At 67.6% G+C, this 21,531-nt stretch carries 23 protein-coding genes; 5 read left to right on the forward strand and 18 right to left on the reverse strand.

Annotation, left to right across the window (positions count from 1 at the left end):
- Positions 1-110 precede the first annotated feature (110 nt).
- Positions 111-1,430 (forward strand): dicarboxylate/amino acid:cation symporter, encoded by a 1,320-nt coding sequence (locus QPK32_RS01980; protein ID WP_290411097.1) that lies wholly within the window; start codon positions 111-113, stop codon positions 1,428-1,430.
- A gap of 71 nt (positions 1,431-1,501) precedes the next feature.
- Here QPK32_RS01980 and QPK32_RS01985 read toward each other — a convergent pair whose 3' ends face one another.
- Both QPK32_RS01985 and QPK32_RS01990 read right to left on the reverse strand, forming a co-directional pair.
- A complete protein-coding gene (locus QPK32_RS01985; protein WP_290411098.1) occupies positions 1,502-3,298 on the reverse strand; it encodes an ABC transporter ATP-binding protein/permease in 1,797 nt (598 codons plus the stop codon).
- A gap of 86 nt (positions 3,299-3,384) precedes the next feature.
- Positions 3,385-4,158: an SIMPL domain-containing protein gene (locus tag QPK32_RS01990; RefSeq protein WP_290411099.1), complete on the reverse strand. Its 774-nt coding sequence runs from the start codon at positions 4,156-4,158 to the stop codon at positions 3,385-3,387.
- Positions 4,159-4,309: 151 nt separating this feature from the next.
- On the opposite strand from QPK32_RS01990, the gene QPK32_RS01995 reads away from it, so the two are divergent.
- The 3 genes from QPK32_RS01995 (at position 4,310) to QPK32_RS02005 (ending at position 6,510) form a co-directional block, all read left to right on the forward strand.
- On the forward strand, positions 4,310-4,696 hold the full coding sequence (locus QPK32_RS01995) for a BlaI/MecI/CopY family transcriptional regulator (RefSeq protein WP_290411100.1): 387 nt from the start codon (positions 4,310-4,312) through the stop codon (positions 4,694-4,696).
- Positions 4,697-4,704: 8 nt separating this feature from the next.
- Positions 4,705-6,006 carry a M56 family metallopeptidase gene (locus QPK32_RS02000; protein WP_290411101.1) on the forward strand — a complete coding sequence of 434 codons (1,302 nt, stop codon included), beginning with the start codon at positions 4,705-4,707 and terminating at the stop codon, positions 6,004-6,006.
- Between the two features lie 129 nt (positions 6,007-6,135).
- A complete protein-coding gene (locus QPK32_RS02005; protein ID WP_290411102.1) occupies positions 6,136-6,510 on the forward strand; it encodes an energy transducer TonB in 375 nt (124 codons plus the stop codon).
- A 90-nt stretch (positions 6,511-6,600) separates the two neighbouring features.
- Here QPK32_RS02005 and QPK32_RS02010 read toward each other — a convergent pair whose 3' ends face one another.
- Complete coding sequence (locus QPK32_RS02010; protein ID WP_290411103.1) at positions 6,601-7,251, reverse strand: 3-oxoacid CoA-transferase subunit B; 651 nt, start codon at positions 7,249-7,251, stop codon at positions 6,601-6,603.
- A 21-nt stretch (positions 7,252-7,272) separates the two neighbouring features.
- A complete protein-coding gene (locus QPK32_RS02015; RefSeq protein ID WP_290411104.1) occupies positions 7,273-7,971 on the reverse strand; it encodes a CoA transferase subunit A in 699 nt (232 codons plus the stop codon).
- A 135-nt stretch (positions 7,972-8,106) separates the two neighbouring features.
- Here QPK32_RS02015 and QPK32_RS02020 point away from each other — a divergent pair, with 135 nt between their 5' ends.
- Positions 8,107-8,667, forward strand: coding sequence for a PAS and helix-turn-helix domain-containing protein (locus tag QPK32_RS02020; protein WP_290411105.1), 561 nt, complete (start codon positions 8,107-8,109; stop codon positions 8,665-8,667).
- Between the two features lie 12 nt (positions 8,668-8,679).
- Here QPK32_RS02020 and QPK32_RS02025 read toward each other — a convergent pair whose 3' ends face one another.
- The 14 genes from QPK32_RS02025 to QPK32_RS02090 are packed head-to-tail and all read right to left on the reverse strand — an operon-like array spanning position 8,680 to position 21,531.
- Positions 8,680-9,477 (reverse strand): hypothetical protein, encoded by a 798-nt coding sequence (locus QPK32_RS02025; protein WP_290411106.1) that lies wholly within the window; start codon positions 9,475-9,477, stop codon positions 8,680-8,682.
- A 40-nt stretch (positions 9,478-9,517) separates the two neighbouring features.
- Entirely contained in the window at positions 9,518-10,126 is a 609-nt protein-coding gene (locus QPK32_RS02030) for a 4'-phosphopantetheinyl transferase superfamily protein (protein WP_290411107.1), read from the reverse strand.
- A gap of 39 nt (positions 10,127-10,165) precedes the next feature.
- The gene (locus tag QPK32_RS02035; protein WP_290411108.1) at positions 10,166-10,753 is read right to left on the reverse strand and encodes a hypothetical protein; all 588 of its coding nucleotides are present in this window, start codon (positions 10,751-10,753) and stop codon (positions 10,166-10,168) included.
- Between the two features lie 24 nt (positions 10,754-10,777).
- Positions 10,778-12,010, reverse strand: a complete 1,233-nt coding sequence (locus QPK32_RS02040) for a beta-ketoacyl-ACP synthase (protein WP_290411109.1) — start codon at positions 12,008-12,010, stop codon at positions 10,778-10,780.
- Positions 12,007-12,741 (reverse strand): 3-oxoacyl-ACP reductase FabG, encoded by a 735-nt coding sequence (gene fabG / locus QPK32_RS02045; RefSeq protein ID WP_290411110.1) that lies wholly within the window; start codon positions 12,739-12,741, stop codon positions 12,007-12,009. The genes QPK32_RS02040 and fabG overlap by 4 nt, the downstream gene beginning before the upstream one ends.
- Positions 12,738-13,193 carry a 3-hydroxylacyl-ACP dehydratase gene (locus QPK32_RS02050; RefSeq protein ID WP_290411111.1) on the reverse strand — a complete coding sequence of 152 codons (456 nt, stop codon included), beginning with the start codon at positions 13,191-13,193 and terminating at the stop codon, positions 12,738-12,740. The genes fabG and QPK32_RS02050 overlap by 4 nt, the downstream gene beginning before the upstream one ends.
- Positions 13,190-14,371 carry a beta-ketoacyl-ACP synthase gene (locus QPK32_RS02055; RefSeq protein ID WP_290411112.1) on the reverse strand — a complete coding sequence of 394 codons (1,182 nt, stop codon included), beginning with the start codon at positions 14,369-14,371 and terminating at the stop codon, positions 13,190-13,192. Before QPK32_RS02055 ends, QPK32_RS02050 begins: the two co-directional genes overlap by 4 nt.
- Before the next feature lie 8 nt (positions 14,372-14,379).
- Positions 14,380-14,943, reverse strand: coding sequence for a DUF3261 domain-containing protein (locus tag QPK32_RS02060; RefSeq protein WP_290411113.1), 564 nt, complete (start codon positions 14,941-14,943; stop codon positions 14,380-14,382).
- Positions 14,921-17,287, reverse strand: coding sequence for an MMPL family transporter (locus QPK32_RS02065; RefSeq protein WP_290411114.1), 2,367 nt, complete (start codon positions 17,285-17,287; stop codon positions 14,921-14,923). The genes QPK32_RS02060 and QPK32_RS02065 overlap by 23 nt, the downstream gene beginning before the upstream one ends.
- Positions 17,284-17,883: an outer membrane lipoprotein carrier protein LolA gene (locus QPK32_RS02070; protein WP_290411115.1), complete on the reverse strand. Its 600-nt coding sequence runs from the start codon at positions 17,881-17,883 to the stop codon at positions 17,284-17,286. The genes QPK32_RS02065 and QPK32_RS02070 overlap by 4 nt, the downstream gene beginning before the upstream one ends.
- Positions 17,880-18,314: a thioesterase family protein gene (locus QPK32_RS02075; RefSeq protein WP_290411116.1), complete on the reverse strand. Its 435-nt coding sequence runs from the start codon at positions 18,312-18,314 to the stop codon at positions 17,880-17,882. Before QPK32_RS02075 ends, QPK32_RS02070 begins: the two co-directional genes overlap by 4 nt.
- Positions 18,307-19,866 carry a histidine ammonia-lyase gene (gene hutH, locus QPK32_RS02080; protein ID WP_290411117.1) on the reverse strand — a complete coding sequence of 520 codons (1,560 nt, stop codon included), beginning with the start codon at positions 19,864-19,866 and terminating at the stop codon, positions 18,307-18,309. Before hutH ends, QPK32_RS02075 begins: the two co-directional genes overlap by 8 nt.
- A complete protein-coding gene (locus QPK32_RS02085; protein WP_290411118.1) occupies positions 19,853-20,803 on the reverse strand; it encodes an acyltransferase in 951 nt (316 codons plus the stop codon). The genes hutH and QPK32_RS02085 overlap by 14 nt, the downstream gene beginning before the upstream one ends.
- Positions 20,791-21,531, reverse strand: coding sequence for a glycosyltransferase family 2 protein (locus QPK32_RS02090; RefSeq protein ID WP_290411119.1), 741 nt, complete (start codon positions 21,529-21,531; stop codon positions 20,791-20,793). The genes QPK32_RS02085 and QPK32_RS02090 overlap by 13 nt, the downstream gene beginning before the upstream one ends.

Genomic DNA, 21,531 nt, shown 5'->3' on the forward strand with positions numbered 1-21,531 from the left:
TGTTGAACGGATATCCTGATATCAACACAAAGCCTGCGGTTTTCCACAATAGCTGCCGCAGATATTTTTTGTGATGATGACCGTGTTATCAATCGCGTATGACCCCAGTCATGAAAAAACCATTCTATAAAGTCTTGTATATCCAGGTGCTGTTCGCCATTATCGTGGGCGTCCTCCTGGGTATCTTCGACCCTGCACTCGGCGAAAAGATGAAGCCCTTGGGAGACGGCTTCATCAAGCTCATCAAGATGATCATCGCACCGGTGATCTTCTGTACCGTGGTCGCCGGCATCGCCGGCATGCAGGACATGAAGAAGGTCGGCCGCGTCGGCGGCAAGGCCCTGCTCTACTTCGAGATCGTGTCCACCTTCGCGCTGGCGATCGGCCTGATCGTCGCCAATCTGGTAAAGCCGGGCGCCGGCTTCAACGTCGACCCGGCCACGCTGGACACCCACGCGATTGCCCAGTACACGGCAAAGACCGGTTCGCTCTCGACCGTCGACTTCCTGATGCACATCATCCCGACCACCTTCGTGGATGCCTTCGCCAAGGGCGAGATCCTGCAGGTGCTGCTCGTGGCGCTGCTGTTCGGCTTTTCGCTGTCGATGCTGGGTGAGCGCGGCCGTCCCGTCGCCCACCTGATCGAGGAGCTGTCGCACGCCATCTTCGGCGTCGTGAACATCATCATGAAAGCCGCCCCGATCGGTGCCTTCGGCGCCATGGCCTTTACCATCGGCAAATACGGCGTCAAGTCGCTGATCCCGCTGGCGTCGCTGGTCGGCTCGTTCTACCTGACCTGCGCGCTGTTCGTCGTCATCGTGCTGGGCGCCATCGCCAAGATGACGGGCTTCTCGATCTTCCGCTTCCTGTCCTACATCCGCGAGGAACTGCTGATCGTGCTGGGCACCAGCTCGTCGGAAAGCGCGCTGCCCGCCATCATGCGCAAGCTGGAAAAACTGGGCTGCCCGAAATCGGTCGTCGGCCTGGTGGTTCCGACCGGCTACTCGTTCAACCTGGACGGCACCAATATCTACATGACGATGGCCGCGCTGTTCGTTGCCCAGGCGACCAACACCGACCTGACGCTGACCCAGGAACTGACGATCCTGCTGGTGGCGATGCTGACCTCGAAGGGCGCATCGGGCATCACCGGCGCCGGCTTCATCACGCTGGCCGCCACCCTGGCCGTCGTCCCGACCATCCCGGTGGCCGGCATGGCGCTGATCCTGGGCATCGACAAGTTCATGAGCGAATGCCGCGCCCTGACCAACATCATCGGCAACGGCGTCGCGACCATCGTCGTGTCGAAGTGGGAAGGTGAACTCGACCAGGCTCGCCTGACCGCCGAACTGAAGAATCCGACCCCGGACAATCCGGCCAATGACCCGACCCCGGAAGTCGATCCGCGTCCGGTGCGCGAAGCCGCCTGAATCGCACCATCCTGAAAAACGCCGGGTTCGTCCCGGCGTTTTTTATTGGCGGACCGGAACGGCCCGGCGACCTACTCCCGCTCGCGCTCCAGGCGCTGCTGCAGCAGCCACAGCCGCGCATACATGCCCTTGGCGCGCAACAGTTCCGCATGGGTGCCCTGCTCGGCGATGCGCCCCCGCTCCATGACGACGATGCGATCGGCGTTCACGATGGTCGACAGGCGGTGGGCGATGACGAGCGTGCTGCGGTTGCGGGCCAGCCGTTCCAGTTCCTCGACGATCGCGTGTTCCGACACCGAATCGAGCGCAGAGGTCGCCTCGTCGAAGATCAGGATCGGGGGCGCCTTCAGGATGGCGCGCGCGATGCCGATGCGCTGGCGCTCGCCCCCGGAAACATTCACCCCGCGCTCGCCCGCCGCGCTGGCATAACCTTCCGGCAGCGCGGCGATGGTGTCGTGCAGCTGGGCGGCGCGCGCCGCCGCCTCGACCGCCGCCGCATCCGCGCCCGGCCGCGCATAGGCGATATTGTTGCCGATGCTGTCGTTGAACAGGGCGGCATCCTGCGGCACGACGCCGATCGCGCGGCGCACGCTGGAAGGGCTGTGCAGGCGGATGTCCTGGCCGTCGACGAGGATGCGGCCGCCGTCCGGATCGTAGAAGCGCAGCAGCAGGCGCGCCAGCGTCGACTTGCCCGATCCGCTCCTTCCCACCACCGCCAGCGTCGTCCCCGGCGCGATGCGCAGGCTGACGCCGTCGAGCACGGGCCGGCCCGGCTCGTAACCGAAGCGCACGTCCTCGAACACCACGTCGCCGGCCGTCGCCTGCAGGGGCGGCAGCCGTTCCGCGCCCGGCATGTCGGGCGGCACGCGCAGCAGCGCGAACAGGCGCTCCGCATTCACCCAGGCGTCGCGCGATTCGCGGTAGACGAAGCCCAGGGCATTCAGGGGCAGGCAGACCTGCAGCGCATAGGCATTGATCAGCACGAGGTCGCCCACGCTGAGGCGCCGCTCCAGCACGGCCATCCCGGCCAGCAGCATGATCGCCGCCACGCCGATCCCGATGATGAAGCTCTGCCCCACGTGCAGGATGAACAGGGCGCGCTGGTTGCCCAGACCGGCTTCCTGCCACTGCCCCATGATCTTCGAGAACTTGTCCAGCTCGACGGATTCATTGGTGAAATACTTGACCGTGTCCAGGTTCAGCAAGCTGTCCGCCAGCTGCCCCTTGGCCCTTGCATCGAGCTTGTTGACGCGGCGCTGGTACACCACGCGGCGCGCCGTGAACACGAGCGTGAAGCCGCAATACACGAGGAAGGTGGCGAGGATGATCAGGGCGAAGCCGCCCGGGTAGCGGCGCAGCATGACGGCCAGCACGAGGCCGATCTCCACCAGCGTGGGCACGATGGTGAACAGTCCCACGCCGAGCAGGAAGGCGATGCCGCCCGTGCCGCGGTCGATGTCCGGCAGCAGGCTGCCGACCTGGCGCTGGGCGTGGAAGCGCGGGCCGAGCGCGAACAGGTGGGCGAACGTCTGGCGCGCATAGCCCCGGACGGCGCTCAGCGTGACGCGCGCGAACAGCAGGTCGCGCCACTCGTTGAACAGCGTCGCGGCGAAGCGTAGCACCGCGTAGCCCACCAGCAGGTAGATGGGCAGGCGAGCAGGCAGATTCGGCTGGGAAAACGCGTCGATGATGCGCTTGAGCAACAGCGGTACGGCCACGGTGGCGACCTTAGCCACCAGCAACAGGCCGACCGATGCCGCGATGCGCCAGCGCCAGGCGCGCATCACGGACCACAGCTCGAGGACGAAGCGGCGCCGCGCCGCCCGGCTGGCGGCTGCGTCCTCACGGGTCTGGTCTGGCGTGTCCACGGATCGTCGGCATGGCGGCTATCCTCCTTGGACAAGCGAAACCGCGCGAGTGCACGGGCAAACGCCGCCTGCCCGGCCCCGATGGGTTATTTCCTGGCGGCGCGCCCGGCCGGCAGGTTCTCGAGCCGGAACACCACGTCCACGGGCTGGCGCAGCCGGAGCGCGGGGATCGTCAGCAGCTGCTCGCGGTCCCTCTGCTCGGCGCGCCCGCCGCCCGCGCGCCGCGCCGTCTCGCGGAAATCGCCCCGCTCCAGGCCCATGGCGGTCGTCAGGTTCTTCAGCTGGTCCGGCGTGGCGCCCATCACGGCGCCGACGCGGCGCCCGGCGGCGGCCGCCATCACGTCGGCGCGGCGGCGCGCGTCGCGGATGGCCTCGGTGACCAGCTCGTCGTTGAGCTGGTCCATCGTCGACAGGTCGAAGGACGAGGCGAAGCTGTCCAGGTTGGGCTTGCCCAGCAGGCCGCCCGCCAGCGCCGGCCACGTGGTGAGGTTCTTCACGTCGATGCGCACGTCGCAGCGCAATTCGTACAGCGGCTCCCCGGACGCGCCCTGCTCGCCCTTGCGCACCGACTGGCGCACCTCGCGCGCCTGGGCGTCTTCCGGGTCCAGTCCCACCTGCCGTACCAGCGCATGCACCTCGCCCATGCGCGCCTCCAGCACGGCGCGCGCCGCGGCCGGGTCGGCGTCGACGGCGACGATCTCGAAGTCGAGGCTGCCGATGTCCGGCAGGGCGGCCTGGAAGGCGCTGCCCGTCACGTGCACGAAGGGGTAGGCGGGCAGGTCGGCAGCGCCGGCGGTGCCGGACAGGACGAGGAACACGGCGAGGCAGGATGCGGCAAGGCGGGTGTGCGGCAGGATCATCGGACGCTCCATTTGTAGACAATGTTTTCTATGTTAGGCCGCTTCCGCCTGCGGCGGCAACCTGTCACGCGCAAAATAAATGTGTAGACAAAGCGATCTAGACGGTTTAGTCTAGGTTATCGAATATCTATTGCCGTCTCGAGGAGTCTCCATGGCCAAGTCCCCTGCGCTACCCAAGCCGACCCCGGCGGAACTCGACCTGCTGCAGGTCCTGTGGCCACTGGGCGCCGCCACCGCCCGCCAGGTCCACGACGCGATCGTCAAGGAGCGTCCGGACGTCACCTACGCGACCGTGTTGCGGCTGATGCAGATCATGCACGGCAAGGGCCTCCTGATCCGCGACGAGAGCGAACGGTCCCACGTGTATGCCCCGGCCCAGGCGCAGGAATCGCTGCAAACGAATCTGCTGAAGGACTTGATGCAGCGCGCCTTCTCCGGCTCCGCCACGGCCCTGGTGCTGGCGGCGCTCAAGACCGGCATCTCCAAGAAGGAAAGGGAGGAGATCGAAAAGCTGCTCAAGGACGGAGACGAGCGATGAGCGCGGCCATGGGAACGTCCACCCTCGTCGGCAGCCTCGTCGCCAGCCTCGGCTGGACCCTGCTGCATTTCGTCTGGCAGGGCATCGTGGTCGCCCTTGCGACGGCCGAGCTCCTGGTGCTGCTGCGGCGCGCGCGGCCCGAGCTGCGTTATGCGGTCGCCTGCCTGGGCTTGCTGTGCTGCCTCGTCTGGCCCATCCTCAACTTCGCAGCCCTGCTGGCGAGCAATGGCAGCGCGGATGGCGGCGGACATCTTCCCGGACTCGGCGGCGCGGGCACCCCGGCGCTGGAATCGAATGGGCTGGTGGCGTGGCTGCAGCTGCGTTTCGGCTGGATCGTCGCCCTGTGGGCGGCCTGCGTCGGCACGCTCGGCATGCGCATGGCGCTCGGCCTGGCATGGCTCCGGCACGTCGTGCGGACGCAGCCGGGCGACCCCGCCTGGCAGGCACGCCTGTCGGCGCTGGCCGCACGCTGCGGCATCGCGCGCGACATCCGGCTGCGCGTCGTCGACCGCCTCGCGAGCCCGGTCACGGCCGGCTGGTGGCGCCCGGTCGTGCTCGTGCCGGCGGCGCTCGTCACGGGCATGCCTTCCCACCTGCTGGAAGCGCTGCTCGCGCACGAACTGGGCCACATCAAGCGCCACGACTACCTGGTGAACCTGTTGCAGAACGTGGCCGAAGCCCTGCTCTTCTACCATCCGGCGGTGTGGTGGCTGTCGCGCCGCATCCGCGTGGAGCGCGAACAGATCGCCGATGGCTTCGCCGCGCGCCACCTGGGCGAGCCGCGCCGCCTCGCGCTGGCCTTGTCCGAACTCGAGCGCCTGCAGTTCTCGGGCCAGCACCTGGCCCAGGCCGCCAGCGGCGGCGACCTTGCCGACCGTATCCGGCGCCTGCTGCATCCGGCTCCCCGCCCGACCGGGTGGACGGGGCTGACTGCCGCGATCCCCGTCCTGTGCCTGGCGCTGGTGTGGGCCGCCACCGCCCACGCACTGACGAGCCGCGACGCGCTGGTCGCGGGGCAGCGCACCGCCAACGCGACACGCAGCGCCCTTGCGGATTTCGGCAGCTGCGCCAAGCCGCAGTATCCGCAAGCCGACATCGACGCCGGCCACCAGGGCACCGTCACGCTGAGCTTCCTCGTCGACCCGCGCGGGACGGTCACCGACTCCAAAGTACTCCGTTCGAGCGGCTTCGCCTCGATGGACGAGGCGGCGCACGGTGCGCTGCGCCGGTGCCGCTTCCATCCGGCACTCCATCAAGGCCGCCCCGTGACCGAGTGGACCAGCGTGCAATACGTGTGGACGCTCGAATGACGCCGTCCGCTTAGCCTGCCTCCCGTTTTGCCCTACCGGCGCACCGCGCCGGCATCCTTGCGCCAGCCGCACGGCGCATCGTCACGTCCGTAAGAAACGAGCCGCGCGCTCATCAACCAGGAGAAGACCATGTATCACAGCAAGCAATCGAAGCAATCCTGCGCCGCCCTGCTGGCCGCCGTCATGCTGGGCATCGCCGGCTGCGCCACCGCCGCCGACAGCAAGGTCGACGAGCATGCCATCGTCGACTTCAACAGCTGCGCGAAGCCCATGTATCCGCATGCCGACGTGCAGGCCGGCCACCAGGGCACGGTCACGCTGAGCTTCCTCGTCGAACAGGACGGCAAGGTCGGAGACTCGAAGGTCGTCACATCGAGCGGCTTCGCCACCATGGACGAAGCGGCACGCACCGCGATCATGAAATGCCGCTTCCGTCCCGCCACGAAGAACGGCAAGCCCGTCAAGGACTGGACCAAGGTGCAGTACGTCTGGACGCTGAAGTAAGCGCCCGGCAAAAACGCAAAATAAAACCGCGATGCCCGGAGACCCAGGCATCGCGGTTCGAAGACGGCGGAATGCGTCGCTGTCGTCGTTCTAGATGGCCGATACGTCCAGTTCGGCCGACGTGGCCTGCAGCACCTCTTCCTTCGTCACGCCCGGCGCCAGCTCCACCAGCTTGAGGCCGGACTCGGTCACGTCGATCACGGCGAGGTCCGTGATGATGCGGTCGACCACGCCCACGCCCGTCAGCGGCAGGTCGCACTTCTTGAGGATCTTGTGGCTGGTCGAGCCGTCCTTGGCCGTCGCCACGTGTTCCATCACGACGACGACGCGCTTGACGCCCGCCACCAGGTCCATCGCGCCGCCCATGCCCTTGACCATCTTGCCCGGAATCATCCAGTTGGCCAGGTCGCCGCGCTCCGACACCTGCATCGCCCCCAGGATCGCCAGGTTGATCTTGCCGCCGCGGATCATGCCGAAGGAATCGGCGGAGCTGAAATAGGCCGCGCCCGGCAGCGCCGTCACGGTCTGCTTGCCGGCGTTGATCAGGTCGGCGTCGACCTCGCCGTCCGTCGGGAACGGGCCGATGCCCAGCAAGCCGTTTTCCGACTGCAGGAAGACTTCGATGTCCTTGGGTACATAGTTTGCCACCAGGGTCGGCAAGCCGATGCCCAGGTTGACGTAGAAGCCATCCTGCAGCTCCCGTGCCGCGCGCGCGGCCATTTCATCACGAGTCCATGCCATGGTGTGTCTCCGATCCTGGTCTTATGCTGGGCGCACGGTGCGCTGCTCGATGCGCTTTTCCGGCGTCGGGTTGTGAACGATGCGGTGCACGAAGATGCTCGGGGTGTGCACCTGGTCCGGATCGATCTCGCCGACCTCGACCAGCTTTTCCACTTCCACGATGCAGACCTTGCCGGCGGTGGCCACGTTCGGGTTGAAGTTGCGCGCCGTCTTGCGGAACACCAGGTTGCCGGCGCGGTCGGCCATGTAGGCCTTGACCAGCGAGACGTCCGGCAGCAGCGCCCGCTCCATCACGTACATCTCGCCGTCGAATTCGCGCGTCTCCTTGCCTTCCGCGACGATGGTGCCGTAGCCCGTCTTGGTGAAGAAGGCGGGGATGCCGGCGCCGCCGGCGCGCAGCTTCTCGGCCAGCGTGCCCTGCGGCGTGAATTCCAGTTCCAGTTCGCCGGCCAGGTACTGGCGCGCGAATTCCTTGTTCTCGCCCACGTAGGACGCGATCATCTTCCTGATCTGGCGCGTGGTCAGCAATTGGCCCAGGCCGAAGTCGTCGACGCCGGCATTGTTCGAAATGGCCGTCAGGTTCTTGACGCCGGAATCGCGCAGCGCCAGGATCAGCGCCTCCGGAATGCCGCACAGGCCGAAGCCGCCGACGGCGATGGTCTGGCCGTCCGCGACGACGCCTTCGAGCGCGGACCGCGCGTCAGGATACACTTTGTTCATACCCGTCCCTTTAATAGTTAAGCTGGAAGCTCTTTCTGTACAGCAGAGTAGAATCTCAGAATAAAATAGCCCCCTTCAAAGCACAATACCGTAGAACTACCGGCAAAACGCCGAGCGGAGACACCCTTGCATCAGATGAACGCATCATACGCCATCGACTACGAGATGATCTTCCAGCACGCGCCCGTCGGCATGTGCATCTCGGTGGACCGCGTCATCCAATCCTGCAACGATGCCCTCGCCGCGATGTTCGGCTATGCGCGCGCGCAACTGGACGGCCAGTCCTTCGCCGTGCTCTACCCCACCATGGACGAGTTCCTGCGCACGGGCGACCGCATCATCCCCATCATGAATACGAAGGGCCGCTACTCGGACGAACGCATCATGCGCCGCGGCAACGGCGAGCTGTTCTGGTGCCACGTGACGGGCCGTGCCCTCGACCCGCAGCAGCCGCTGGGCGCCGGCGTCTGGACCTTCGAGGACGTCAGCGAAAAACGCCCCGTCACGGCCGAACTGACCCCGCGCGAACGGGAAATCGCCGCACTGCTGGTCGAAGGCAAGACCAGCAAGATCATCGCCCGCGAAACCGACCTGTCGCCGCGCACGGTGGAGATGCACCGGGCCAAGCTGATGCGCAAGTTTTCGGCGTCGACCTCGTCGGAACTGGTGCACAAGCTGGTGGGGGTGACGCGCTGAGGCAGGACCTGCCTACAGCGCAAGACGGCTTTCGATGAACGGTCGGAATCGTTTATACAGGTTGGTTTTCTTCAGTCGACAGAGGGAACCTGTGTCGTACTGGTCGACCTTGCACGACAAGCTCAACGATACCTCTGCGCCATCGCCACGCTGCGGCATCTTGATGATCGACGCGCCGACATGGCCGGCTTCGGTCGGATTATAGGTCTGGATGACCGAGTCGGTTACAACCTGGATTTTCTGGTCTGTTTCCGTCGCAATGTAAATCTGAGCCAATGCGAATACTTTTGCGCAGCTTGTTTTCACGTTGCACGCGATCCGTGCGGCTGCAGCGGCACGTCCCTCCTCTGCGATCTCCGCCGCTACTTGTGCACGGTTTTTTTCTGCTTCGTCTGCTGCCAGCACAGCACGTTGGAGAGCGGCTTGTTTCGCGGCGCGCGCCGCCTCGTCCTGTTCTTGCTGCATGACAAGCTGGCGGCGGTCGCGCTCCGCCGCCCATTCTGCGACGAAGCGGCGGCGGGCTTCTGGACTGAAGATACCGCCCGGAGGCACATCGGTCACGAGACCGGCTTGCAGGCGGAAGCGGATCGCGCCAGCCGGCGTGGCGTCATATTCCTGCGCGGTCCCTCGTCGCCACTCGAGGCTGCGTTCCGTCTGGTACGTAGGCGGACTACCGATGACCTCGATCGCCTGTTCGACACTCATGCCGTTCGTGACGAGGTTTGCTTTCGAACGCGCGCCATTGAACGTGGAGGCGGCACAGCCTACCAGGAACATGCCAAGACTAATCATCCAGAATAGCTTCTTCATTCTTATTTTCACTCACTCATCCACTTGGTCTAATTTTGGGTCACGGAAGAAATTCTTTCACTTCCAGCGTTGGAAGATCTGACAAGACTTGCTCGCAACACAGCACGATTGACAACTGCTGCGTCGACAAACAAAACTGCGATGCGGCGGTCGTGCCCAGCTTGAATTGCGCTTCCATGCTGCTCCACAGGTGAAAGAAATCCCGCACCCGGGTTTCATCGGGACGATCAGCCAGCCAATTTCTTGCCGCTTCATCGAACGCGTGCTCGGCAATTGCCTGCATGTCGCGCGTAGCGTCGACCGTCTCAATATCCAGGCCCAGCTTCGAGCCCGCACTGGCAGCACAGGCAACCCAGCGGCCGCTGTGCGAGATACTGAAACCCGCATGCTGATCGGGTGGCACGGCGAGCACGGGTGCGGCACCATGTCGCTCTTCCAAGCTAATGCTTCGGGGATCGACATCCAATACCTGCGCCAACGCATGCCGCGCAAGCACGCGTCCCGCTAGATATTGACGACGCCGGACGGGACGCAAGAAGTGAGCGAGACGCTGCTTTTCGGAGTCTCCGAGCAAGTCGACATAGGGTGCCAGGACTCCGTCGGCAAGCTTGTCCGCATCCATCAACCAGACGATTGCTTGATATGGCACGCCCGCTCCTTACTTCTTCTCGATTGCCGTCGGCGAAGTTCAGTTCGGTTGAACGGCCCTGTCGTCGGCACCGGTTGGACCACCCACCGCCTTGTCGTAGTTGGCAATGATGTAGTTGGTAGTCAGGTTGGCGACACGGGTCAGCATGATGTTGTCCATCGCGCCGAAGGTAAAGCCGCCGCTGAACGCAGCCGCACGTTGGAAGAACTCTGGCGTCGCGATCACCTTGCCAGTATTGTCGCGGAACGTTACGCGCATCAGCACGCCCGAGCTGCCGGCCAGCGGTCCCAGCAGCACGCGCTTGGCGCCATGCTTGAACGACATCTCCTCGATGACGGGCTCGACCACAAGGGTGCGGCCGTTCGGAGCGCGCTGGTTCCATTGTTCCAGTTTCGGCGCCAGGTCCTTCTTGATGTTCTCTTCGATCTTGGCGAGGCCCGCATAGTCACCCTTGTAGCCCTGCTTGAACACGACCGGCTTGACGTCGATGCGGCTGTAGGCGGAGAAGGCCTGGGCCGGCGGCGGGTTGTCGGTAGACGACGCCTTGATGCGGGTGGCGCAGCCTTGCAGCAGGCCGACGCTCAGTACGGCGGAAGCAATCAGGACGGTATGGTGTTTGTTATACATTTCTCTCCCTTTCAGTTTGTGGAATTACCGTTTGAAAATCAATGATGTATTAATGCCGCCGAACGCAAAATTATTCGACATCACATACTCGCAATCCAGGTGCCTGCCCTCGCCCCGGATATAGTCCAGCTCGCCGCACTGCGGATCGATCGCATCCAGGTTGATGGTCGGCGCGAACCAGCCCTCGCGCATCATCTGGATACTGATCCATGCCTCCAGCGCGCCGCAGGCGCCGAGGGTGTGGCCCATATAGCTCTTGAGCGAACTGATCGGCATGCGCGGACCGAACACCGCGGCCGTCGCCGCCGTTTCGGCGACGTCGCCATGCTGGGTACCGGTGCCGTGTGCGTTGACGTAGCCGATGGCCTCCGGCGCCAGTTCCGCGTCGGCCAGCGCCAGTTCCATCGCGACGCGCATGGTGGCGGCATTCGGTTGCGTGACGTGGCAGCCGTCGCTATTCGTGCCAAAGCCGACGATCTCGGCGTAGACGATCGCGCCGCGCGCCAGCGCATGCTCGCGCTCTTCCAAAATCAGGCAGCCGGCGCCCTCGCCGATCACGAGACCGTCGCGGTCGCGGTCGAACGGGCGCGGCGTCGTGTGCGGCGCGTCGTTGCGTACGCTGGTCGCGAACAACGTGTCGAACACGGCCGCCTCGGTCGCGCACAGCTCCTCCGCGCCGCCGGCGATCATGGCGGTCTGCTTGCCGCTCTTGATCGCCTCGTACGCGTAGCCGATACCCTGGCTGCCCGAGGTGCAGGCCGACGAAGTCGTGAACACGCGGCCAGTCACACCGAAGAACACGCCGATGTTCACGGGCGCCGTGTGGGCCATCATCTTGATGTAGGTGGTCGCGTTGATGCCCTTGGTGGTGCGCTCTTCCATCATGCGGCCGAAGTCGCCGATGGCGCTCGGGGTGCCGGCCGACGAGCCGAACGAGACACCCATCATGCCGCTGGTCAGCAGCGGATGGTCGAGCAGGCCGGCGTCCTGCAGCGCCAGTTCGCTGGCGCGGGTCGCCATCAGGGCCACGCGGCCCATGCTGCGGATGGCCTTGCGGTTGTAGCGCTCGCCCAGCGCGAACGGCGCGGCCGGAGCGCCCAGGCGCGTGTTCAGTCCTTCGTAATCCTCCCAGTCCTGCATGCGCACGATCGCATTGCGGCATGCGCCCAGGCGCGTACGGATCGCGGCCCAGTCATTGCCCAGCGGGCTGATGCCGGCCATGCCGGTGACGACGACGCGTTTCATCTCCCTGCTCATGCCAGCCCTCCGTTCACCGAAATGACCTGGCGCGTCACGTAACCGGCGTCCTCCGACAGCAGGTAGCTGACGGCCGCCGCCACCTCTTCGGGACGGCCGACGCGGCGCGCCGGGATCAGCTTCAGTGCCTCGTCGAGCGGAACGTCGCCGATCATGTCGGTCTCGATCAGCCCGGGCGCCACGCAATTGACGGTGATGGCGCGCTTGGCCAGTTCCAGTGCCAGCGCCTTGGTCGCGCCGATGATGCCGGCCTTGGCGGCGCTGTAGTTGACCTGGCCGCGGTTGCCGATCAGCCCCGACACGGACGCCATCGTCACGATGCGGCCCGGTTTGCGGCGCTGGATCATCGGCATCACGAGCGGGTTGAGCACGTTGAAAAAGCCGTCCAGGTTGGTCCCCAGCACCTGGTCCCATTCCTCGCCCGTCATGGCCGGGAAGGCGGTGTCGCGCGCGACGCCGGCGTTGCAGACCACGCCGTAGTAGCAGCCATGGGCCTCGACATCGGCCAGCAGCGCCGCCGCCGTGGCGTCGCGTTCCGCGATGTCGAACTGCAGCACGCGCGCGGCACCGCCGGCGGCCGCGATCTCGGCGGCGACGGCGTCCGCCTCGGCGCGGCGGCTCCGGCAATGCACGACTACGCGGTAACCGTCGCGCGCGAGGCGCAGCGCGATCGCCTTGCCGATGCCGCGCGAGGAACCCGTCACCAGCACACTCTTGTCGATACTACTCATTCGGAACTCCGTTGCAAAAACTCTTCTACGTTATCGGGCTGGAAGACCGTGATCGTGGCGCCGGCCAGCTCGGCGCCGTCGGGCGCCAGGATCCGGCACTCGTAGGCGCCCAGGCCGTTCTCGCCTTGCAGCACGCGCTCCACGTGCACGCGCAGCACGCTTCCCACCGGGAAGGCGGCTTGCGCGCAGGTATAGCGCCGGGTGCCCAGCAGGAAGCCCACGCGCACCGGCTCGCCGCGCTGGTGTGCACCATGACCGGCATGCGCGGCCACCGCCTGCGCCATGTACTCGACGCCGACCCAGGCGCCGACGGCGCCGTCGGCACAGAACAGGGTGTCGGGGCCGATCGCGACTTCGGCATCCAGCGTGTCGGCGTCGGCCGCCAGCACGCGGTCGAGCAACAGCATCGTCTCCGAGTGGGGAACCAGCGCTGCGATGTCGGGGAGGTTCATCGCGTCCTCCCGAACACCAGGGTCGCGTTCGACCCGCCGAAGGCGAACGAATTGCTCAGCGCCCAGCGCAACGGGCGTCCCAGGCGCGCTCCAGGAACGGCCACGTTCAAGGACGGCAAGGCGGGATCGCGTTCGCCGTTCCACAGGTGCGGCGGCAGCTTGCCGTCCGGGTTGTCGTCCTGCATGGCCAGCCAGCACAGCGCCGCCTCCACGGCACCGGCAGCGCCCAGCGTGTGGCCGGTGAACGGCTTAGTCGAGCTGACCGCGACGGCGCTGCCGAACAGGTCGGCCACGGCCCGTGCCTCCATCGCGTCGTTCTGCACGGTGGCGGTGCCATGCAGGTTGATGTAGTCGATGGCGTCCGCATCGATGCCGGCGCGCCGCAGCGCCGCGGTCATCGCCAGGCGCGCGCCGCCGCCTGCCGGATCGGGCGCGGACATGTGGTAACCGTCGGACGACTCGCCCCAGCCGCACAATGCCACGGCGGCAGGCTCGCGGCTCATCAGGAACAGGGCGGCGCCCTCGCCCAGGTTGATGCCGTCGCGCTGCGCGCCGAGCGGATTGCAGGGCGCCGCGCTGACGGAATCGAGTGCGCCAAAGCCGGCTACCGTGAAGCCGCACAGCGTATCGGCGCCGCCCGCCACGACTGCGTCGCACACGCCCATGCGGATCAGGCGCGCGGCGCTCGCCAGCGCCTTAGCGCTCGACGAGCAGGCGCTGGAATGTACGTAGGCCGGGCCGCCCGCGCCCAGTTCGCGCGCCAGCAGGTCGGCCGGCGAGCCCATCTCCTGCTGGCCGTAGTGGAAGTCCTGCGGCAGCGCGCCCGTGTGCGCGTGCGCGGCGAGCGCCGCCTCGGCCGCGGCCACGCCCGACGTGCTGGTACCGACCACGACGCCCACGCGCGCGCTGCCGTAACGGGCGATGGCGGCGTCCACGGCGGGACGGATCTGCGCCAGCGCGGCCAGCGCCAGCTGATTGTTACGGCTGCGCAGCGGGAGCGGCAGGTGGCCGACGTCTGGCAACGCGGCGTCGACGCGGCCGAGCGGCAGTGGGCGGCCCGGCGAGCAGACATCGGACACGCGCAGGCCGCTTTTCGCCTCGTCGAGCAGGCGGCGTTGGACCGCTTCCCGGCCGCTGCCGAGGGCACACACGATGGCGCAATCGTTCAGGTACAACATCTGGGACCTCATTCGGTGGCCGACTCGATGGTCAGCCGGTATTGGTAACGCACGTTCTCGAGCACCGCCGTGCCCTGCCAGCGCGGCATGCCGCCATAGTCGATGGTCGCCACCACCGCGCCGTCGCGCCGCAGCGTGCGGCGCAGGCCGCGGTCCTCGACCTGCCAGCCGGGCGGCAGCGCGCGCGCGATCTCGTCGACCGGCCACAGCGTCAGCTGCAGGTCTTCCAGCACGTCGGCGGCGCGCACCTGGGCCGGCAACATCGGATGGCGCCATTCGTTCAGCGCGCGGCCGTCGAAGTCCATGCTCAGTACGCGCTGGCCGAATGCCAGCCCGACCAGCTTGACGTGGGCGGGATCGACCTCGAGCGCCACGTCGAGGTCGTTGGTGCTGCCGGCGCGCTGCACGGTCAGGTGCTGCTGCACGCTGATCGACGCGCCCAGCGCGGCGGGAGGCAAGCGCAAGCCCAGGCGCGCCGGCCCTTCGTGCGTGGTGGCGCAGCCGGCCAGCACCAGCGCGACGGCACAGGCGGCGTGGCGCAGCAGGCGTTCAGGCAGCGACAGGCGTGTCATGGCGTTCCTTTTCGGTGATGGTGAAGCACGGGGCGGCCAGCCAGACCAGCGCGGTGCCGAGCAGCATGGTCAGTCCGAACGCGTGCAGCGCCGGCGTGCCGCTCAGCGCGAGCAGGCCGAACGACAGCAGCGTGCTCGCCGCCGACAGCCCGACCGCGAGCCATGGCGCGACGTCCCGCTTGTCCGCGTCTTCCTGTATGAAGATGCCGTAATCCACGCCCACGCCCAGCAGCAGCATCAGCGCCAGCACGTGGAACAGCTGCAGCCCCTGCCCGGTGAGGCCCAGGACGGCCAGCGTCAGCACGCTCGCGGCGGCGGTCGGCGCCAGCACGCGCCAGGTACGGCCGCGGTAACGCGGATATAGGACCGCGAACACGAGGACGTAGGCGCCCAGCACGACGGCACCCATATAGGTCCGGTAGCGGCCGAGCAGCGCCGAAATGCCGCGGACCTTGTCCACCCACTGCACGCCGTCGATACCGTCGGCGGCGCGCGCCAGCGCGGGAATGGCGGCATAACGCATGCCGCGCAGGGCGACGATGCTCGCATATACACCATCGACCTCGCCGAGCCACAGGTGGCGCCACGGCTCGCTGGCCGGGGTGCGCAGGAATGCATCGGGCGTGAGCGGCGCGGCGCGGCCGCGCAGCTGCGCGCGCGTGGCCTCGGCCCATGCGTCGTCCTCCCCCACGGCCTGCGCCAGCGCCGCCAGCGGGCCATCCGCCGCGAGTAGGGTCGTGTCCAGCGCCGCCAGCCGACGCGCCTGCGTCCGCGCCGACGGCACCCAGTTGGACAGAGCCTGGACGCCGCGCAGCTCGCCTTGTGCGACGAGCGGGTCGAGGCGCTGCTTGAGCGCCTCTTCGCGCTGCAGCACCTGCTCGGGCGACGCGCCCCGCACCAGGTAGTACTGCACCGGCGTCGGCGCGTCCAGCAGGCGGCCCAGCTTGATCTGGTCCTGCACCAGGTGCGCCGGCGAGGATTGCAGCGAACGGATGTCGTCGTTCGTGCCCAAGCGCGCGCAGCCGACCGCCGCGATCGCGGCGAGCAGCGCCACAGTGGCCAGCGCCGGCGGACGGGCCGACAGGCGCGGCCAGCGCGCCGCGGCCACGTGCACGCGCCGCACCAGCCAGCCCGCGCGCAGCGTGCGCGGTCCGATCAGCAGCGGGAACCAGCACACCACGGTGAGCCAGGCGAACGCCAGCCCCAGCGCCGAGAACACGGCCATGTGACGCAATCCGGGGAACGGCGTCAACGCCAGTCCCAGGTAGCCGATGACGGCGGCCAGCAGCGTCAGGCCGAGGCCGGGCAGCAGCCTTCGCAGCAGCGCAGGCGAATCCAGGCGGGCGTCCGCGCCAAGGCGATGGCACAGGAAATAGAAGCCGTAGTCCTGAGCGACGCCGATCAGGCTCGCGCCGAACACCAGCGTCAGCAGGTGGATGCGGCCGAACAGCAGCCAGCACACGGACAGGGCGCCGAGAAAGCCGATGCCGATCGCCAGCAGCACCAGCGTGATCGGCTTGACGGAACGGAAGGTCAGCCAGGTCAGCAGCACGATGCCCAGCAGCGAGCCGACGCCGATAGTCTCGACCTCGCCGCTCGCCTGGCGCCCGGCCGCCGCCGCATGCAACACCACGCCAGCCTGGATCACCTCGGCCGCCGGCAAGGCGCCGTGTGCGGCCGCCGTGGCGCGGTCGAGCAGCGGCACCAGTTCGCGCTGCGCGGCCAGCGAGAATGCCGATGGGGCCAGCGTATAGGTCAGCAGCACGTACTGGCGACCTTCCCCGGCCACGAACAGGCGGCCTTCGCGCGGACGCACGGGGGTTTCGCCGGCGCGCTCCTGCATCCAGTTCGCGAAGAGACCGAACGGGTCGTCGCGGAATGCACCCAGCTTCGGCCCGGAAAACGCGTTGTACAGCCGCGCCAGCGCATCCTGCGTCCATTCTCCGGCCGGTCGGCTGCGCAGCGCGGCTTCGTCGGCCGCGGCCAGCAGCAGCGTCGCGTGCGGCTGCAGGCCGGCGAGCCAGCCCGCCTGCGCCTCGTCGCCGACGGCATCCTGGCGCAGCAGCGCGCCGTGCGGGTGCAGCACGGCGGCATAGGCATCGGCGGCGCGCACGGCGTCGTTCCATCCCGGCGCGCCGACCAGCACCACGACGCGCTGCTGGGCGCTGTCGACCATGTGCGTGAACGACTGCTGCAGCACCGGGTCGCGCTCGCCCGCCGGCAGCAGCGCCAGGATGTCCGTATCGGGCACGATGCGCTGGCCCAGCCACAGCCAGGCGTTGTGGCCCAGCAGCAGGCAGACGATGAAGGCCCAGGCGAGTGCCAGGCGGCGCTGGGTCGTCAAAGCTGCGCCGCCTCTTCCGGCAAGACGGCGCCGGCGCCGGTCTTGATGTCCAGGAACCGGATGTCGGTGCGGTCGCCGCTCTCCTCCACCATGCGGATGGTGCGCACGTAGGCGCCGCCATCCAGCGAAATCGTGCCGACCGCGCGCGCCAGCGCCGCATTGCGCGCCTTCAGGCTGACCTTCCACGTGTCGCCGCTCACGCTGCCGTCGACCTCAAACAGGGATTCCAACTGATGCAGGTCGCCCGACAGCAGCGAGAACAGCACGCCGTTGATCATGCGCACGGTGGGCTCGCGGCTGGCTTCCAGACGCATCGCGACGCGCTCGCCCTGGGTCTGCACGATCTCGTCGCGGGTCAGGCGCAGCGTGTTCGCGAACGGCTTCAGGGTGCGCCACAGCACACCCTTGCCGGCGACGACACAGAATTTGCCGCTCGAGGCCAGCGGCTTCTTCATGCCGGCCAGCTGCTTGCTCTGGTCGAAGCGGCCGCACAGCTGGTCGGGCTTGGCCAGCATGGCCTGGATAGTGGCAACCGGAGCGGCCGCCTGCGCCGACAGGCAGGCGGCGGCCAGCAGGCCGGCGATGAGGTGTTTCATGGTGCGGGCACTCCCAGCTTCTCGAACAGGATGCGCGGCGAGACGAAGCACATCTCGCCGCTCGCGATGTCGACGGCGACCTGGGTCGTCGTCGCCCGGTTCAGGCGCTTGCCGCTGGCGGCGTCGCTGACCAGGTAATCGATGCGCAGGCGGTTTTCCCACTCGACGATGTCGGCGCGCAGCAGCAGGCGCTGGCCGAAGCTCGCGGATCCCGCGTAGCGCAGGTTCATCTCGATGATCGGCCACGCATAGCCCGATTCCTTCATCTGCACGTAGTTGTAGCCGATATTGTCGAGCAACGCGCAACGCGCCACTTCGAGGTACTTGACGTAGTTGCCGTGCCAGACGATCTCCATCGGGTCGAGGTCGAAGAACTGCACCTGGATCTCGACCTCGGCGCTCCAGCGCGACGGCGCTTTGACCTTACGCATACAGGCTCCAGGCCTGGTCGCGGATGCGGCCCAGCAGCAGGCGCAGCTCGGGGTCGAGGCGGCGGTCTTCGGTCACCGGGGCGATGTCCTGGCCCAGCAGGTGGAGCATGCGCGCCAGCGGCGCCGGCACGGCGCGCCGTGGGTCCACGCGCAGGCGCAGCCAGGCCCCCTGGCGCACCGTGACGAGCAGCGCGGCCGCCACCTGCTCGGTCAGTTCCAGCACGCGCAGGCAATCGCGCGCGGCGATCGTCCCCATGCTGACCTTGTCCTGGTTATGGCATTCGGTCGAGCGCGAGAACACCGAAGCCGGCATGGTCAGCTTGAGCGCTTCCGCGGTCCAGGCCGAGGCGCTGATCTGCAGCGCCTTCAGGCCGTGGTTGATGGCGGCCTCGCGGCCCTCCATGCCGGACAGGTTGGCCGGCAGCCCCGCGTTGTAGCGGGCGTCGACCAGCAGCGCCATCTGGCGGTCCAGCAGGTCAGCCAGGTTGGCGACCGCGTTCTTCATGCCGTCCATCGCAAAGGCGATGTGGCCGCCGTAGAAGTGGCCGCCGTGCAGCACGCGCTCGCCTTCCGCGTCAATGATGGGATTGTCGTTGGCGCTGTTAAGCTCATTCTCGATGGCCGTCCGGAAGAACGGCAGCGCGTCGGCCAGCACGCCGATCACGTGCGGTGCGCAGCGGATCGAGTAGCGGTCCTGCAGGCGCTTGCCGTTGCGCTCGCGCTGACCCGCATACTCCAGGTCCGCGCGCAGCCAGGCGGCAACGCCCTGCATGCCGGCGTGCGGCTTGACCGCGAACAGGGACTCGTCGAAATGGTGGTCGTGGCCGTCCAGCGCGAACGAGGCCAGCGCCGTGATGCGCGTGACCAGCCGCGCCAGGTAGTCCGCGCGGTCCCACGCCAGGCAGGCGAGGCCCGTCATCACGGCGGTGCCGTTCATGATGGCCAGGCCTTCCTTCGGACGCAGGCGCAGCGGCGCGATCCCGGCATCAGCCAGCGCCTGCGCGGCCGGCACTTGCACGCCGTCGCGCAGCACTTCGCGCTCGCCGCACAGCACGGCAGCCAGATACGACAAGGGCGTCAGGTCGCCGCTGGCGCCCACCGAACCCTCGCTCGGGATCAGCGGCAGCAGGCCGGCGTCGAACAGGCGCACGATCTGCTCCAGCAAGCCCACGCTCACGCCCGAATACCCCTTCGACAGGGAGGCCAGGCGCGCACCCATCACGGCGCGGGTCTGCTCCGGCGTCAGCCAGGTGCCCAGGCCGCAACCGTGGTAGGTGTACAGGTGGTGCGGCAGCTCGGGCACCAGGTCGAGCGGCACGTCCACGGTGCAGGAATCGCCGTAGCCGGTCGTCACGCCGTAGATCGCGCCCTCCTCGCGCAGCAAGCGGTCGAGGAAGTCGGCGCCGCGGGCGATCGCCGCGCGGAAGGCTGGGTCGTCCGACAGAACGGGGCGGGCACTGCCGCGCGCGATGTCGACGATGTCTTCCAGCGCCAGGCGTTTGCGGTCGAAGCGCACGTTGCGCCGGGGCGTGGTGATGTCACTGAGCAGCATCGTGGGGGTCCGTATCGGGTAAATGCCAGAAATCGTAGAAGTTGAACCATTCCAGCGGGGCGCGCCGGACATGGTGTTCGAGGCGCGCCGCATACTGCGACGCCAGCTCGGCCAGCGCCTGCTCGCGGCTGCGGCGCGGCAGCGTGACTGCTTCGCGGAGCAATTCGAAGTGCACGGCGTGACCGTTGCCTTCGCGGGTCGCGAACATCGCATACATCGGGCAGCCCAGTGTCGCCGCCATCACGTAGGGGCCCACGGGAAACGCCGCGTCCGCGCCGAGGAAAGGCGCACGCACGGTGCGCGGATTGTCGGCCACCGGCACGCGGTCGCCGGCGATGACGACGAACTCGCCGCGCGCGATGCGTTCGGCCAGTTGCATCGCCATCGCCGGGCCCATGTCCGTGACTTGCATCAGGTTCAGCTGGCTGCGCGGATCGAGCCGGGCCAGCATCGCATTGAAGGCTTGCGCATGCCGCGTATGCACGAGCACCGTCACCTTCAGTCCCGGCGTGCGCAGCGACAACGCGCGGCACAGATCGAGGTTGCCCAGGTGGGCGCAGACTAGCAGCGCCCCCTCTCCGCGCCGCGCCATCTCCAGCAGCGGCGCCGCACCGTGCAGGCCGACCCGGTCGAAATCGAACAGCCCGCCCCACAGCAGCATCTTGTCGAGGATGGCTTCCGCGAAGGCGCCAAAGTGGCGCAGCACCCCCGTCACGCCGTCCGACCGGCCCACGCGCGCGAGGTAGCGGTGCGAGGCGCGGCGCGCGCGCGGCTGGGTGGCGACATACCACAGCAGCACCGGATACAACACCACGCGGAACGGCCAGCGCCCGAACACGCGGCATACCCAGAACAGGAAGCGCATGCCGGCCACGAAACTGGCTTCGTTGATCGACGCCCAGTGGCGCGCGTCGGCGGCCTGCCTCACTTGCGCCATGACCGCACCAGCAGAGAAGGGACACGGGGCAGCATGCCAAAGAACAGCGTCATGTGCAGGCGGCTGATCAGGACGTTGTCGGTCCAGGCCTGGAAGTGCGACACGCCGTCTTCCGGGTAGCCCACCCGCGTCGGCAGGTTGGCGATCTCCAGGCCGTCCCAGTAGAGGCGCACCAGGATCTCGATGTCGAAATTCATGCGTAGCCCCAAGCGGCGGCGGCGCGCCAGCGCCAGCACGGGCGCCACCGGATAGACGCGGAAGCCGCACATCGAATCGCGGATCGCGAGCGACAGCGTGTTGATCCAAACCCAGACGTGGGTCAGGTAGCGGGCATACAGCCGCAGCGCCGGCACCGACTCGTCGTACAGCGGGCAGCCAGCGATGACCGCGTGCGGACGGGCGCGCCCGGCGTCAAGAAAACGCGGCACGTCGGCCACGTCATGCTGGCCGTCGGCATCGACCTGCAGCACATGGCTGTAGCCCTCGCGTTCAGCGCGCGCGAAGCCCGTCAGCACCGCGCCGCCCTTGCCCTGGTTGACGGCGTGGCGTTCGAGGACGACGGCGCCCGGATGCGCGGCAGCCAGCGCATCGAGCACGGCCGCGCAGGTGGGCGAGCTACCGTCGTCGACCAGGATGACAGGCAAGCCGTGTTGCAGCACGCGCGCCAGCACCTTGCCGATCGCGTGCTCGTGGTTGTAGACGGGGATGACGACGCAGGGCTTGAACAT

It is taken from the genome of Massilia sp. YIM B02763 (genome assembly GCF_030412015.1).
Lineage (GTDB): Bacteria > Pseudomonadota > Gammaproteobacteria > Burkholderiales > Burkholderiaceae_D > Telluria.